This window comes from Paracoccus sp. BR5-17 (assembly GCF_055693925.1).
The window spans coordinates 1195520-1209625 of sequence record NZ_JBVFUV010000003.1; the positions used below are offsets into that span (position 1 = coordinate 1195520).

Consider the following 14106-nt stretch of genomic DNA (forward strand, 5'->3'; position numbering starts at 1 on the left):
GGGGGCGCTTCGCCCCCGGGCCCCCCGAGGATATTTTCACACAGAAGATGGGCCGAGCGGCCGGGTCGCCTGATCCAGCCAGGCGCGGGTCGTTGCGTCCAGGTGCGGCGACAGCGCCTCGCGCACCCGGGCGTGATAGGCGTCCAGCCAGGCGATCTCGTCCCGTGACAGCGCGGCGCGGTCCAGCAGGCGGGTGTCGATCGGGCACAGGGTCAGCGTCTCGAACCCCAGCAGGCTGCGGCCGGTTTTCGCTTCGGCGCGGGTGACGGCGATCAGGTTCTCGATGCGGATGCCGAAGGCGCCTTCGCGGTAGTAGCCCGGTTCGTTGGACAGGATCATGCCTTCTTCCAGGGGAAGGGTGCTGATCCGGCTGATGCGCACCGGGCCTTCGTGGACGCAGAGCGCCGCGCCGACGCCGTGGCCGGTGCCGTGGTCATAGTCGAGGCCTTGGGCCCACAGGTGCTGGCGCGCCAGCGCGTCCAGATGCGCCCCGGCCACGCCCTGGGGAAAGCGCGCCCGGCTGAGGGCGATCATGCCGCGAAGGACGGCGGTATAGGGGGCCACGGCATCGGGCGGCGGATCGCCCAGCGGCACCGTGCGGGTGATGTCGGTGGTGCCATCGTGGTATTGCCCGCCCGAATCGATCAGCAGCACCGCGTTCCGCGCCAGGCGGCGGTTGGTGGCGCGGGTGACGCGGTAATGGGGAAGGGCCGCGTTCGGACCGGCGCCGCAGATCGTGTCGAAGCTGATGTCGATGATGCCGGCGTCGCGGCGCAGGGATTCCAGCGTCTCGACCACGTCGATCTCGGTCAGGGCCGCGGGATCCTGCCCGTCCAGCCAGGCCAGCAGCCGCACCATCGCCAGCCCGTCGCGCAGATGGGCCGCCCGCATCCCGTCCAGTTCGGCGGCGTTCTTGCGGGCCTTGGGCAGGATCGCCGGATCGGGCGCCCGGGCGATCTGGGTGTTCGCGCTTTCCAGCAGGCGGAACGCGGCTTCGGGGGCCGTGGCGGGGTCGATGCGCACCGGGCCTTCCAGATCCAGCAGGGCGGCGGCCAGTCCCTCGGGGTGGAGGATCGCGACCTGGTTGCCCAGATGCCTGCGCAGGGCGTCGTCGAACTTGGCGGGGTCGGCGAACAGCGCCACCTGGCCGTCGTCGGACAGGACCGCGAAGGACTGCACGATCGGGTTCTTGGGCACGTCGCTGCCGCGGATGTTCAGCAGCCACGAGATCGAATCGGGCAGCGTCAGCAGCGCCGCCGCCTGGCCGTCCTGGCGCAGTTGCGCCGCCAGCCGGTCACGCTTCTGGGCCGAGGTTTCGCCGGCCAGGGCATCGTCATGGGCGCGCGCCCGGCCCACCGGCGGCGCGGGACGGTCCGTCCAGACCCGGTCCAGCGGGTTGCGATCCACCGCGATCAGGCCGATGCCGCTGTCGGCAAGCGCCTTTTCCAGCGTCTCGATTTCCTGGCGGGTGTGCAGCCAGGGGTCGAAGCCCAGGCGGCCGCCCGCGGGAAGCGCCTCGCGCAGCCAGTCCGAGGGCCTGGTGTCCGGCCAGGGGACCGGCGTGAAATGCCCGAGATCCACCTGCGCCTTGACCTGCACGCGATAGCGGCCGTCGATGAAGAGGCCGGCCCGGGCGGGCGTGACGATGGCAAAGCCTGCGCTGCCGGTGAACCCGGTCAGCCAGGCCAGCCGCGCATCGGCATCGGCCACGTATTCGCCCTGGTGGGCATCGGCGCGGGGGACAATGAAGCCGTCCAGCCCCTCGGCCGCCAGTTGCGCGCGCAGTTGCGCCAGCCGCGCGGGGTGATCGGCCCCCGCGGCCGGATCCTCGAAGGACTGGAGGCTCACAGGTCGATCGTCCCCATCACCTCGGGTTCGATCACCCGCACGCCCGGAAGCCCCTCGGTCAGCGCCCCAGCCGACTGTTCCAGCAGCGGGAAGGTCTTGTAGTGGCAGGGGATCACCGTCTTGAAATCGAAATACTTGCGCGCCGCCCAGGCCGCGCGCTTCATGTCCATGGTGAAGTGGCCGCCCGCGCAGAGGATGCCGATGTCGGGCTGGTGATATTCGCCCATCCAGGCCATGTCGGCCATGATGTCGGTGTCGCCCGACAGATAGATCACGTGCCCTTCGCCCGCGATCATGTAGCCCGATTCGTGGCCGGCATAGACCGGCCCGTCCGGCCCCTGAATGGAACTGGAATGAGAGGCGTTGACCATCGTGACCTTGGCGCCGCCCAGATCGACCGTGCCGCCCTTGTTGAAGCCCATGCCTTCGATGTCGTGGTGGGTGGTCCAGTTCCCGATCAGGTCGTAGATGCCGACGACGGGGATCCTCAGTTCCTTGGCGATGGCCAGGGCGTCGCCCGAGTGATCGCCATGACCATGGGTCAGAAGGACATGGGTCGCGCCCTGAATGGCCTTGTCGCGCTGATCTTCGGGAAAGACCGGATTGCCCGAGATCCAGGGGTCGATCAGGATCACCGCGTTCTCGATCTCGAGGCGAAAGCCGGAATGTCCAAGCCAGGTCAGTTTCATCTCGTTCTCCTGCCAGTGTGGCGGTCAGGTTAGCTTCGCCCCGGGGCGCTGACCAGACGCGATCACACCGGCGCGGCATCCTCGAGCCGCAGGCGCAGGCGTTCGCGCCCGCCCCAGGTGGACAGATCCAGCCTGCCCGCCAGATGGAAGCGCCGTCCCCGCGCGCCGATCAGCGCCGGTCCCAGCGGACCCTTCATCGCGCCCCAGGCCACGGCCTCCAGCACCGGTCCGCCGGCGCTGCGGAAGGACAGGCGCAGATGGCCGTCGCCCATTGTCGCGGCGCTGTCGATCAACTGGTCGGCAAAGGCGAAGCGCGGCGCGGGGGCCGCCTGGCCATAGGGGCCCGCGTCCTCGAGCTGGCGATAGATCCGCGGCGTGGCGGCCGCGCATTCCATCAGGCCCGAAATCCGCAGGTCGCGCGCCCCGGTCCGCTGGGCGAGATCCGGGGCGATCAGGTCCGCAAGCCGCGCCATGGCGGCCGGGATCATCTCCTCGGCCACCGTCAGCCCGGCGGCCATGCTGTGCCCGCCGCCTTTCATCAGCAGACCCTCATCCGCAAGGCGGTGGATCGCGCGGCCCAGATCGACGCCGGGGACCGACCGGGCGCTGCCCTTGCCGATGCCGCCCTCGATCCCGATCACGACCGAGGGCAGGTCGGTCGCCTCTTTCACCCGCGCGGCGACGATGCCGACGACGCCGGGATGCCAGCCGGTCCCCGCAGCCCATGACAGGCGCGCGCAGGCCCGCGCCTCGACCTGGGCCAGGGCCTGATCGCGGACGGCGGCCTCGATGGCGCGGCGGTCGCGGTTCAGCAGGTCCAGTTCGGCGGCAAGGCGGCCGGCTTCGCGGGGGTCGCGGCAGGACAGGCACAGCGCGCCCAGATCGGCGCGCCCGACCCTGCCGCCGGCATTGATGCGCGGGCCCAGCAGGAAGCCCAGGTGGAAGGCGCCGGGCGGCCCGTCGAGGCGGGCCACGTCGGACAGGGCGACAAGGCCGGGACGGCGGCGGCGGCCCATGATCGCCAGGCCCTGGCGCACGAAGGCCCGGTTCACGCCCACCAGCGGCGCCACGTCGGCCACCGTCGCCAGGGCCACCAGATCCAGCATCGCCATCAGGTCGGGCTCGGGGCGGCCCTGGGCGCGCAGCACCCGGCCCGCCTGGACCAGCGTCAGAAACACCACCCCCGCCGCGCAGAGATGGCCCAGCGTCCCGTCCTCGTCCGCGCGGTTGGGGTTGACCACCGCAAGCGCGGGCGGCAGGGTGTCGCCGCCCAGGTGATGGTCCAGAACGATGACGTCGGTGCCTGCGGCGGCGGCCAGGGCCTCGTGGCTCAGCGTGCCGCAATCCACGCAGACGATCAGATCGTGTTCCGCCGCAAGCGCCGCCATGGCGGGCGCGTTGGGGCCATAGCCCTCGTCGATGCGGTCGGGGACATAGAGCGTCGCGTCCCGCCCCTGACCGTGCAGCCAGTCCAGCAGCAGTGCCGCCGATGCGCCGCCATCGACATCGTAATCGGCAAAGATGGCGATGCGTTCGCCGCCGGTTGCGGCGGCGACCAGCCGTTCGGCGGCCCTTCCCATGTCGGCCAGCGACAGCGGATCGGGCAGCAGGTCGCGCAGCCGGGGCGTCAGGAAGCCCTCCGCCCCGTCGGGCTCGACCCCCTGTTCGGCCAGGACGCGCGCCACGGGCAGGGGCAGGCCCGTGCGCTGCGCCAGCCCCTGGGCCAAGCGATCCGCCGCCCCGTCCGGGCCGACCCATCGCCGATTCGTCAGCGACTGCTCGATTCCCAGAAACGTCACGGCGCCCCCTTCTTCCTTGTGCAGATGCCCCGGTCGGCCTTCGCCGCTACCTGATCGGGTTGCGATAGATCATGCGGCGCACCGAGCCGGTCTTGGACCGCATCAGGATCGTCTCGGTCTGCAGGTAGTTCGGCTCTCGCTTCACGCCCGCCACGATCGAGCCGTTGGTGACCCCGGTCGCGGCGAAGATCACGTCGCCTGTCACCAGTTCGTCGCGCGAATAGATGCGGTCCAGGTCGGTGATCCCGGCCTTGCGCGCGCGGCCGCGTTCGTCGTCGTTGCGAAACAGCAGCTTGCCCCACATCTGGCCGCCCATGCACTTGAGCGCCGAGGCCGCCAGGACCCCCTCGGGCGCGCCGCCCGATCCCATGTACATGTCGATGCCGGTCAGTTCCGCCTCGGCGCAGTGGATCACGCCCGCCACGTCGCCGTCGGTGATCAGCCGGATCGCCGCGCCGGTCGAGCGGACCTCTGCCACCAGATCCTCGTGGCGCGGCCGTTCCAGGATGCACACGGTGATGTCGGCGGCCTCGACTCCGCGGGCGCGGGCCAGGGCGCGCACCCGTTCCGAGGGCGACATGGCCAGGCTGACGACGTCGGTCGGATAGCCCGGCCCGATGGCCAGCTTTTCCATGTACACGTCGGGCGCGTGCAGCAGCGTGCCGCGCGGGGCCATGGCGATCACGGTCAGCGCGTTGGGCATGTCCTTGGCGGTCAGCGTGGTGCCCTCCAGCGGGTCCAGCGCGATGTCCACCTCGGGGCCGTCTCCGGTGCCGACCTCCTCGCCGATATACAGCATCGGCGCCTCGTCGCGCTCGCCCTCGCCGATCACCACGACGCCCTTGATGTCCAGCATGTTCAGCTGGTCGCGCATGGCGTTCACGGCGGCCTGGTCGGCGGCCTTCTCGTCGCCGCGCCCGATCAGCCGGGCCGAGGCATGGGCAGCAGCCTCGCTGACGCGGGCCAGGCCCAGCGAAAGCATCCGGTCGTTGAAATCCCTGGGCGCGGTCATGTCCATTCCTCGTTGACGCAGGCAGGCCGGTCTTACGCGGCGGCCTGCGCGGGGGCAAGACTGTCGGCGCTAACGCCTCATGCCTCGGCCAGATCCAGTGCCAGGGCGTGGATGCGGGGCACGATGTCGCCTAGGGTCTGGTGGACCAGGCGGTGCCGCTGCACGCGGCCAAGGCCGGCGAAGGCGGGGCTGGCCATGCGGATGCGGAAATGCGTCTGCCCCCCTCGCGGTATCCCGCATGGCCGCGATGGCTTTCGCTTTCGTCGATGACCTCGAGCCGGCTGGGATTCAGCGCGGCCAGCCTGTCGCGCATTTCATCGGCAATCATTCGTCGGACCTTTCATGTCGCGTCAGAACCTCTAAACTGCCGCCTCCGAGTCGCAAAGGTGCCCAGGATGAGCAGTAACGACCCCTTCGGCTTCGACATTTCGGCCGCCAAGGACAAGAAGCGCAAGAACAAGGGCCGTCGCGGGATGTCGGGCGCCTTCGAAACCTCGACCCGCGTCTGCGACAAGCAGGGCTGCGATCAGCCGGGGCAGTATCGCGCACCCAAGAACCCCCGGCATCTGGACGACTATTTCTGGTTCTGCAAGGACCATGTCCGCGAATACAACGCCAACTGGAACTATTTCCAGGGGCAGTCCGAGGAGGAGTTCCAGCAGTTCATCGACAACGCCACCGTCTGGGAACGCCCGACCAAGCCCTTCGGCCGGGCCGCGCACGAGGACAAGTGGGCCCGCCACGGCGTCAGCGACCCGCTGGAGATCCTGGGCGCCAACGGCACCGCCCCCGAGGCCCGCGCCAAGGCCAGCCGCAAGCTGCCCCCGACCGAGCGCAAGGCGCTGGACATCCTCGAGGCCAAGGACAGCTGGACCCGCGCCGAGATCCGCAAGCAGTACAAGTCGCTGGTCAAGGACCTGCATCCCGACATGAACGGCGGCGACCGGTCGGACGAGGATCGGCTGGCCGAGGTGGTCTGGGCCTGGGATCAGGTCAAGGACAGCCGGTTCATCAAGGACTGAGGGCGCTGCGCGGGCTGCCGCGGCGCGTGGGTATTTGTGCAAAGAAGAAGCGCTCAGGCGGTCCTGCGGCGGATCACGGCCGCGCCGAGCGCAAGGATCGCCAGAAGGACGGCGGGGCCGTCTCCCCAGCGCATCCAGGGCGTCGGGGGCAGCGCGGCCGGCAACGCCGCGTCGATCTTGCCCGCGACGCCCAGGCCCAGCGACTGGCGGATCCGGCCCTGCGGATCGATCACGGCGCTGACGCCGGTATTGGCCGCGCGGATCAGCGGCAGGCCGGATTCGATCGCGCGCAGCCGCGCCTGGGCCAGGTGCTGGTAGGGCCCTGAAAACTGCCCGAACCAGGCATCGTTCGTGGCCTGCAGCAGCCAGCCGGGCCGATCCCCAAGCCCGCGCAGGTGCCGGGAAAAGACCGCCTCATAGCAGATCAGCGGCTGGAAGTCAGCGACGCCGGGCGCGGACATGATCCTGGGGCCGGGACCTGCGGAATAGCCGTTGCCCTGCTGGGCCGCAAAGGCGGTGATGCCGACCCGCGCCAGCGCGTCGCCCCAGGGAATGTATTCGCCGAAGGGCACCAGGTGGAACTTGTCATAGACGGCACCGAGGGTTCCGTCGGTGTTCAGCGTCACGAGGCTGTTGTAGAAGCGGCCGCCGTCGCGCCGCTGGATGCCCATGACCAGGGGGGCGCCCGCGGCCTGCGCCATGGCCGGCAGGGCCGGGGCCGCATCCTCGAGCAGGAAGTTCACAGCCGTTTCCGGCCAGATCACCAGATCGCGCCGCCCCGGCGCGGCCGACAGATCCAGCAGACGGCGATAGAAGACCGCCGCCCATTCGGGATCCCATTTCAGGTCCTGCCGGGCGTCGGGCTGGACGATGCGCAGGACCGTGGCGGTATCGGGGGGCAGGGGCTGCGCAAGCCGCGCCGCGCCGGCCGCCCAAAGCCCGCCCAGCAGGGCCAGCGAAGCCAGGATGCCGGGCAGCGGGCGCGTCAGCGCCGGCAGGACGGCAAGCGTCATGGTCAGCAGGCCAAGGCCGATGGCGCCGGCCCAGGCCGCAAGCTGCGACAGCGGCGTGTCGATCCAGACATGGCCCACCAGCGCCCAGGGCAGGCCGGTGAAGATCCAGCCCCGCAGCCAGTCCGACAGCACCAGGGCTGCCGCGACGGCCAGGGCGCGGCGCGCGCCGGCGGGCGTCCACCGCGCGGCGAGGCCGGCGGGGATCGCCCAGAACAGCGCCCCGCCAAGCGACATCAGCACCAGGGCGAAGGGGGCCATCCAGCCATAGATGTCGGGCTCGACCAGGAAGGGCTCGACGATCCAGGACATCGACAGGGCGAACCAGCCGAAGCCCGCCGCCAGCACCGGCAGGAAGACCGGCCCGCCAGCGGCCACCAGCCGCAGCAGAAGGCCCAGCGCCACGGGGGTGGCGATCCACAGCCCGAAGGGCGCAAGGCCAAGAGCCGCGATCACGCCAAGCGCCAGCGGGATCCCGATCTGCCGCAGAAGCGCAGGGCCGGACATGGGGGCCGATCAGGCCTCGGCGTCGGCGTTGTCGGCGGGGGCGGTCGGTTCTGCGCCCTCGTCGGCCTTCTTGCGGCGGCTTCGCCTGGGCTTTGGCGCCGCCTCGGCTTCGGCCGCCTCTGCCGGCGCGGCTTCGGCCGCGGGCTCGGCCTTCTTGCGGCGGCTGCGCTTGGGCTTGGGCGCATCCTCGGCCGCAGGGGCTGGGGCGTCGATGGCCGGGCCTTCGGCGGCCGGGGCTTCGGTGACGGAATCATCCGGGCCAGCCGTTCCGGGGGCAGTCAGCTCCGGGGCCAGGGCGTCCTGCGGGGCGCCGGCCTCCACGGGCGCAGCGGCGGCATCGGCTTCGGCCGCTGCTGCCTCGGGCAAGGCCGGCGCTTCACCCTTCTTGCGGCGGTTGCGGCCACGGCGGGGCTTCTCGGCCTGGGCCTCGGCAGGATCGCGCTCGCGCTCGGGCTCGGCGGCCTTGCGGGACCGGTCGTCGCTTTCCTGCGATGTCGAGGCCAGCGCCCGGCGAAGTTCGACCAGCATGAACTCGGGCACATGATCGCCCATGCCCATCACGGCCGGACCCCGATCGCCGTCGCGGCGATTGCGGCGGTCGCGCGGCGGGTCGCGGCGATCCTCACGCCGGTCGTCCCTGCGGTCTTCCTTGCGCTCCTCGCGGCCAGGGCGCTCGGCCCGGTCTTCGCGCGCGGGTTCGCGGCGGGCTTCCTCGCGCGGGGCCTCGCGATCTTCGCGGGCGCCGCGGCGGTCGTCGTCGCGGCCTCTGGGCTTGTCGCGCCCGCGGCCCTTGTCGCGGCCGCCGCTGCGGCGCTCCTCGCGCCCGGGGCCGCTGCGGTCGCCTTCGACCAGCGTGAAGCCTTCCGGCAACGGCGCGCGGGGCAGGGTCTGCTTCACAAGGTTCTCGATGGCGGCCAAGTATTTCTCATCCGAAGGGGTGGCGATGCTGAAGGCGCTGCCCAGCCGCCCGGCGCGGCCGGTGCGGCCGATGCGGTGGACGTAATCCTCGGCATGGCTGGGCAGGTCGTAGTTGAAGACATGGCTGACCGCCGGAATGTCCAGCCCGCGCGCCGCCACGTCCGAAGCGATCAGGAACTTGAGCTTGCCCTCGCGGAAGCTTTCCAGCGTCCGGGTGCGGTGGCTCTGGTCCAGGTCGCCGTGGATCGGGGCCGCGTCGTAGCCGTGCTTGGCCAGCGACTTGGCCAGGATGTCCACGTCGGTCTTGCGGTTGCAGAAGATGATGGCGTTCTTCAGCCCTTCGCCCTCGGCGTCGATCAGGGCGCGCAGCAGGTCGCGCTTCTGCTTGGCGGCCATGTCGCGGCGGGTGGGGGCCAGTTCCACCAGCTTCTGGGTGATCGTCTCGCTGGTGGTGGCCTGGCGGGCGACCTCGATGCGTTCGGGGGCGTGCAGGAAGGTGTTGGTGATGCGCTCGATCTCGGGCGCCATGGTGGCGCTGAAGAACAGCGTCTGGCGGGTGAACGGCGTCAGCTGGAAGATCCGCTCGATATCCGGGATGAAGCCCATGTCCAGCATCCGGTCGGCCTCGTCCACGACCATGATCTGCACGCCGGTCAGCAGCAGCTTGCCGCGTTCGAAATGGTCCAGCAGACGCCCGGGCGTGGCGATCAGCACGTCCACGCCGCGGTCGATCAGCTTGTCCTGTTCGCCGAAGCTGACGCCGCCGATCAGCAGCGCCTTGGTCAGGCGGGTGTGCCTGGCATAGGTATCGAAGTTCTCGGCCACCTGCGCGGCCAGTTCGCGCGTCGGGCACAGCACCAGCGACCGCGGCATCCGCGCCCGCGCCCGGCCGCGGCCCAGCATGGTGATCATCGGCAGCACGAAGCTGGCGGTCTTGCCGGTGCCGGTCTGCGCGATGCCCAGCACGTCGCGTCCTTCCAGCGCGGGCGGGATGGCGCCCGCCTGGATCGGCGTCGGGGTTTCATAGCCGGCCTCGGCAACGGCTTTCAGCACATTGGGGTCCAGCTTCAGGTCAGAGAACTTCGTCATTCGGGGCTTTCCAAGGCTTGCGCGCCGGTTGCGCGTGGCGTTCCATTCGCCGCGCCGCCCGGATGGCTGCTGCGGCCTGCAATGGGACGCAAGATTTGCACGCCCCTTCAGTCGGTCCGCCGGATGCGGACCCTGCAGCGATGTAGAGCAACCGGGCCGCCACGTCAATGTTTTGGCCCGAAAACCTTGCGGAAAATGCCGGTTTTCCGGCTTTGTGTTGACCAGGCCCCGCCCCAGGCGGTAACCGGCGGGCGACAGTCAGGAAGGCGATGATGAACCTATTCACCGAACTGCGCGGGGTCGTTCTGGCCGCGCTGGGGCAAATGACGCAGGCGGGCGAACTGCCGGCGGGCCTGGATTTTTCGGCTGTCGCGGTGGAACCGCCGCGCGATCCGGCCCACGGCGACATGGCCACCAACGCCGCGATGGTGCTGGCCAAGCCCGCCGCCCTGAAGCCGCGCGAGATCGCCGAGAGGCTGGCCGCCCGCCTGACCGACCCGCGCATCGCCGCGGCCGAGGTGGCGGGACCGGGCTTTCTGAACCTGCGCCTGTCGCCGGCCGTCTGGCAGGGCGTCGTCGCCGCGGCCATCCGCGAGGGAGAGGGCTTCGGACGATCGGACATCGGCGGCGGGCAAAAGGTCAACGTCGAATTCGTCAGCGCGAACCCCACCGGGCCGATGCATGTGGGCCATGTGCGGGGCGCCGTCTTCGGCGACGCGCTGGCCAACCTGCTGGCCTTCGCCGGCCACGCGGTGACGCGTGAATACTATGTCAACGATGGCGGCGCGCAGGTCGATGTTCTGGCCCGCTCGGCCTATGAACGCTATCGCGAGGCCAACGGCCTCGAGCCCGAGATCCGCGAGGGGCTCTATCCCGGCGACTACCTGATCCCGGTGGGCGAGGCGCTGAAGGCGAAATACGGTACCAGCCTGCTGGAGCGCCCCGAGTCCGACTGGCTGGCCGAACTGCGCGACTTCGCGACCGACGCGATGATGGAGATGATCCGCGCCGACCTGGCCGCGCTGGGCGTGCGCATGGACGTCTATTCCAGCGAGAAGGCGCTCTACGGGACCGGCCAGATCGAGGCGGCGATCGAGCGGCTGCGGTCTCTGGGCCTGATCTATCGCGGTGTGCTGGAGCCGCCCAAGGGCAAGCTGCCCGAGGATTGGGAGGAACGCGAGCAGCTTCTGTTCCGGTCGACCGCGCATGGCGACGACGTGGACCGCCCGATCCAGAAGTCGGACGGCGGCTGGACCTATTTCGCGCCCGACATCGCCTATCACTTCGACAAGATCGACCGGGGCTTCGACGCGCTGATCGACGTCTTCGGCGCCGACCACGGCGGCTACGTCAAGCGGATGCAGGCTGCGGTCGCCGCGCTGTCGGGCGGCCGCGTGCCGCTGGACATCAAGCTGATCCAGCTGGTGAGGCTGTTCAGGAACGGCGAGCCCTTCAAGATGTCCAAGCGCGCGGGCACCTTTGTCACCCTGCGCGACGTGGTCGAGGAAGCGGGCGCCGACGTGACGCGCTTCATCATGCTGACGCGCAAGAACGACGCGCCGCTGGACTTCGACTTCGCGAAGGTGCTGGAACAGTCCAAGGACAACCCGGTGTGGTATGTCCAGTATGCCAGCGCGCGGGTCCATTCGGTGCTGCGCCGGGCGACCGAATCAGGCATCGAGGTGAGTGATTCGGCCTTGGCCGGCGCCGATCTGTCGATTTTGCGGCATCCGGCGGAACTGGATCTGGCGCGGAAAGTTGCCGAATGGCCTCGCCTTGTCGAACATGCGGCCCGCGCCCACGAGCCGCACCGGGTCGCGTTTTTCCTGTATGACATCGCCTCCGACCTGCATTCGCTGTGGAATCGCGGCAACGACGACGCGGCGTTGCGTTTCGTGCAGGATGGCGATCCGGCCACGTCGCAAGCAAAAATCGCGCTGGTGCGTGCAGTTGGCGTTGTTATTTCATGTGGCCTCGCTATCCTTGGTGTCACACCGGCTAAGGAAATGCGCTGAATCACAAGGCGTCCCTGCCGGGCGGAACGGGCAGCAAAGTTCAGGCCGGATCAACCGGCAGGCAGGCAGGCTATGGCAGTGATGGATTTTCGCGAAGGCGGCTACGTGTTCTCGCGTCACAAGGTGAAGCGCGAGTTTTCCTATGACCAGGGCGGCTGGGACGACCAGCCCCGGCGCGGCGCCGGGCAGACGGCCGCCGGCCCGGACGGCAATGACGGCCTGACGGCCCGATTCGCCCGGCTGACGCATTACCTTGGCGCGGTCGCCTCGGTGGCGCTGATGGTCGGGCTGATGGTCTGGGGCTGGCAGCTTGTGTCCCGCGACGTCTCGGGGGTGCCGGTGATCCGCGCCATCACCGGCGACGCCCGCACCACCCCCGCGGATCCGGGCGGGGAACTGACCAACTACACCGGCTATGCGGTCAATACCGTGGCCGAGGGGGTCGATCACCAGCCGACGCAGCAGGTGGCCATCGCCCCCGCCCCGACCGGCCTTTCCGACGAGGACGTGGCCATGGGCCAGCTGGGCGCGGCGCCGCGCCAGCCTTCCGTCGTGTCCGAAAGCCCGCTCAGCTTCGACGGCGAGCCGGTTCTGCCCCTGTCCGACAGCGAGGCCCGTGCCCTGGCGGAAGCCCAGGCCGAGGCGCAGCGGCTGGCCCTGGCCGACAGCGCCGTGCAGGATGCCACGATCATCGACACCCCCGCCAAGGAGGGCCCGGTGAACGAGGCGCTGACCGACGAGACCGGCGCACCCGCCCCGTCCGCCGCGATCACCCAAGCCCTGGCCCAGGCCCAGGCCGAAGCCAATCCGGGCGTGCTGACCGCCTCCAGCCGGCCCGCGCCGCGGCCCCGCAGCACCCGCCTGGCCTCGGCCGGCACCACCGCCACCGATGCCCGCCCCGTCGCCCCCGAGGCGCGTCCGGCCGAGCAGGCCGCTCCGGCGCCCGCTCCGGTTTCCTCGGCCAGCGGCCCGCAGGTCCAGCTTGGCGCCTTCGACAGCAGCGACATCGCTGCAAGCGAGTGGAACCGGCTGATGAACAAGCATGTCGTCTTCGGCGGCAAGCAGCAGGTGATCCAGCAGCACGAATCGAACGGCCGCACCTTCTGGCGGCTGCGCGTCGCGGGCTTCGATTCGCTGTCCGAGGCGCGCCAGTTCTGCGCCGCGCTGAAATCGGCGGGCACCGACTGCCTTGCCCTGAACTGATGGCGGCCAACGCCACGATCCTGGGCGGCATCGCCGGGACGGACCTGACCGCGGCCGAGCGGGATTTCTTCCGCGCGGCCGATCCCTGGGGCTTCATCCTGTTCGGCCGCAACGTCGAAAGCCCCGACCAGTTGCGCCGCCTGACGGGCGACCTGCGCGACGCCGTGGGCCGCGAGGCCGTCGTCACCGTCGATCAGGAAGGCGGCCGCGTGCAGCGGCTGCGGGGGCCGCACTGGGCCGACTGGCCGGCGCCCCTGGACCAGGCCGCGGCGGGGCCGCGCGCGATGTGGCTGCGCTATCACCTGATCGGCCGGGAACTGCGGGCGGTCGGCATCGACAGCAACTGCGCGCCGACCCTGGACGTGGCCCAGGCCGGCACCCATCCCTTCCTGCGAAACCGCTGCCTTGGGACCGATCCCGAAACCGTCGCCCTGCTGGGCCGGGCCGCCGCAGACGGCCTGCTGGCGGCCGGGATCCTGCCGGTGATGAAGCACATGCCGGGCCACGGCCGCGCGGTGGCCGACAGCCACCACCACCTGCCCGAGGTCTCGGCCTCGGCGGACGACCTTGACGCGCTGGACTTCGCCCCGTTCCGGTCGCTGCGCGACCTGCCGATGGGCATGACGGCGCATATCCGCTTCACCGCCCTGGATGACAGGCCCGCCACCGCATCCCCGACGATGATCGGCCTGATCCGCGACCGCATCGGCTTCGACGGGCTCTTGATGACCGACGACATCACCATGAACGCGCTGTCGGGATCGCAGGCCGAAAGGGCGGCGGCCTCGATCGCCGCGGGCTGCGACCTGGTCCTGCATTGCAACGGCACCATCGCTGAGATGGAACCCGTGGTGGCCGCCGCCGGGCCGATGTCGGCCGCGGCGCAGCGCCGCGCGGACGCGGCCCTGGCCCGGCGCCGGGCGCCGCAGGATCTGGATCCCGCTGCCCTGATGGCCGAATGGCGCGACCTGACGGCCGCCACCGCCTGACCTGT

9 protein-coding genes and 2 pseudogenes are annotated in these 14106 nt (G+C 70.5%); 4 read left to right on the forward strand and 7 right to left on the reverse strand.

All coding sequences use genetic code 11. The annotated features are described in order from the left end of the window. Positions 1-36: 36 nt before the first annotated feature. The 5 genes and pseudogenes from ACZ1HC_RS07350 to ACZ1HC_RS07370 all read right to left on the reverse strand — a co-directional run bounded on the left by ACZ1HC_RS07350 (position 37) and on the right by ACZ1HC_RS07370 (position 5676). The gene (locus tag ACZ1HC_RS07350) at positions 37-1848 is read right to left on the reverse strand and encodes an aminopeptidase P family protein (protein WP_472699397.1); all 1812 of its coding nucleotides are present in this window, start codon (positions 1846-1848) and stop codon (positions 37-39) included. Then, a complete protein-coding gene (locus tag ACZ1HC_RS07355) occupies positions 1845-2537 on the reverse strand; it encodes a metal-dependent hydrolase (protein ID WP_472699398.1) in 693 nt (230 codons plus the stop codon). The genes ACZ1HC_RS07350 and ACZ1HC_RS07355 overlap by 4 nt, the downstream gene beginning before the upstream one ends. Positions 2538-2599: 62 nt before the next feature. Continuing rightward, a complete protein-coding gene (recJ, locus tag ACZ1HC_RS07360; RefSeq protein ID WP_472699399.1) occupies positions 2600-4336 on the reverse strand; it encodes a single-stranded-DNA-specific exonuclease RecJ in 1737 nt (578 codons plus the stop codon). Between the two features lie 46 nt (positions 4337-4382). Beyond that, positions 4383-5348 carry a class II fructose-bisphosphatase gene (gene glpX / locus ACZ1HC_RS07365; protein WP_472699400.1) on the reverse strand — a complete coding sequence of 322 codons (966 nt, stop codon included), beginning with the start codon at positions 5346-5348 and terminating at the stop codon, positions 4383-4385. A 77-nt stretch (positions 5349-5425) separates the two neighbouring features. Beyond that, positions 5426-5676 (reverse strand): annotated as a pseudogene (locus ACZ1HC_RS07370) (BolA family protein). A 67-nt stretch (positions 5677-5743) separates the two neighbouring features. Here ACZ1HC_RS07370 and ACZ1HC_RS07375 point away from each other — a divergent pair. Further along, positions 5744-6370, forward strand: a complete 627-nt coding sequence (locus tag ACZ1HC_RS07375; protein WP_472699401.1) for a DnaJ domain-containing protein — start codon at positions 5744-5746, stop codon at positions 6368-6370. 53 nt (positions 6371-6423) lie between these two features. On the opposite strand, the gene lnt is transcribed toward ACZ1HC_RS07375, so the two are convergent. Then, a complete protein-coding gene (gene lnt, locus ACZ1HC_RS07380; RefSeq protein ID WP_472699402.1) occupies positions 6424-7887 on the reverse strand; it encodes an apolipoprotein N-acyltransferase in 1464 nt (487 codons plus the stop codon). A 477-nt stretch (positions 7888-8364) separates the two neighbouring features. Continuing rightward, positions 8365-9894, reverse strand: a pseudogene (locus ACZ1HC_RS07385) (DEAD/DEAH box helicase); the annotation flags it as partial. 272 nt (positions 9895-10166) lie between these two features. Here ACZ1HC_RS07385 and argS point away from each other — a divergent pair. The 3 genes from argS (at position 10167) to nagZ (ending at position 14101) form a co-directional block, all read left to right on the forward strand. Beyond that, the gene (argS, locus tag ACZ1HC_RS07390) at positions 10167-11909 is read left to right on the forward strand and encodes an arginine--tRNA ligase (protein WP_472699403.1); all 1743 of its coding nucleotides are present in this window, start codon (positions 10167-10169) and stop codon (positions 11907-11909) included. A 72-nt stretch (positions 11910-11981) separates the two neighbouring features. Then, entirely contained in the window at positions 11982-13112 is a 1131-nt protein-coding gene (locus ACZ1HC_RS07395) for an SPOR domain-containing protein (RefSeq protein WP_472699404.1), read from the forward strand. Beyond that, positions 13112-14101, forward strand: a complete 990-nt coding sequence (nagZ, locus tag ACZ1HC_RS07400) for a beta-N-acetylhexosaminidase (protein WP_472699405.1) — start codon at positions 13112-13114, stop codon at positions 14099-14101. The genes ACZ1HC_RS07395 and nagZ overlap by 1 nt, the downstream gene beginning before the upstream one ends. Positions 14102-14106 lie beyond the last annotated feature (5 nt).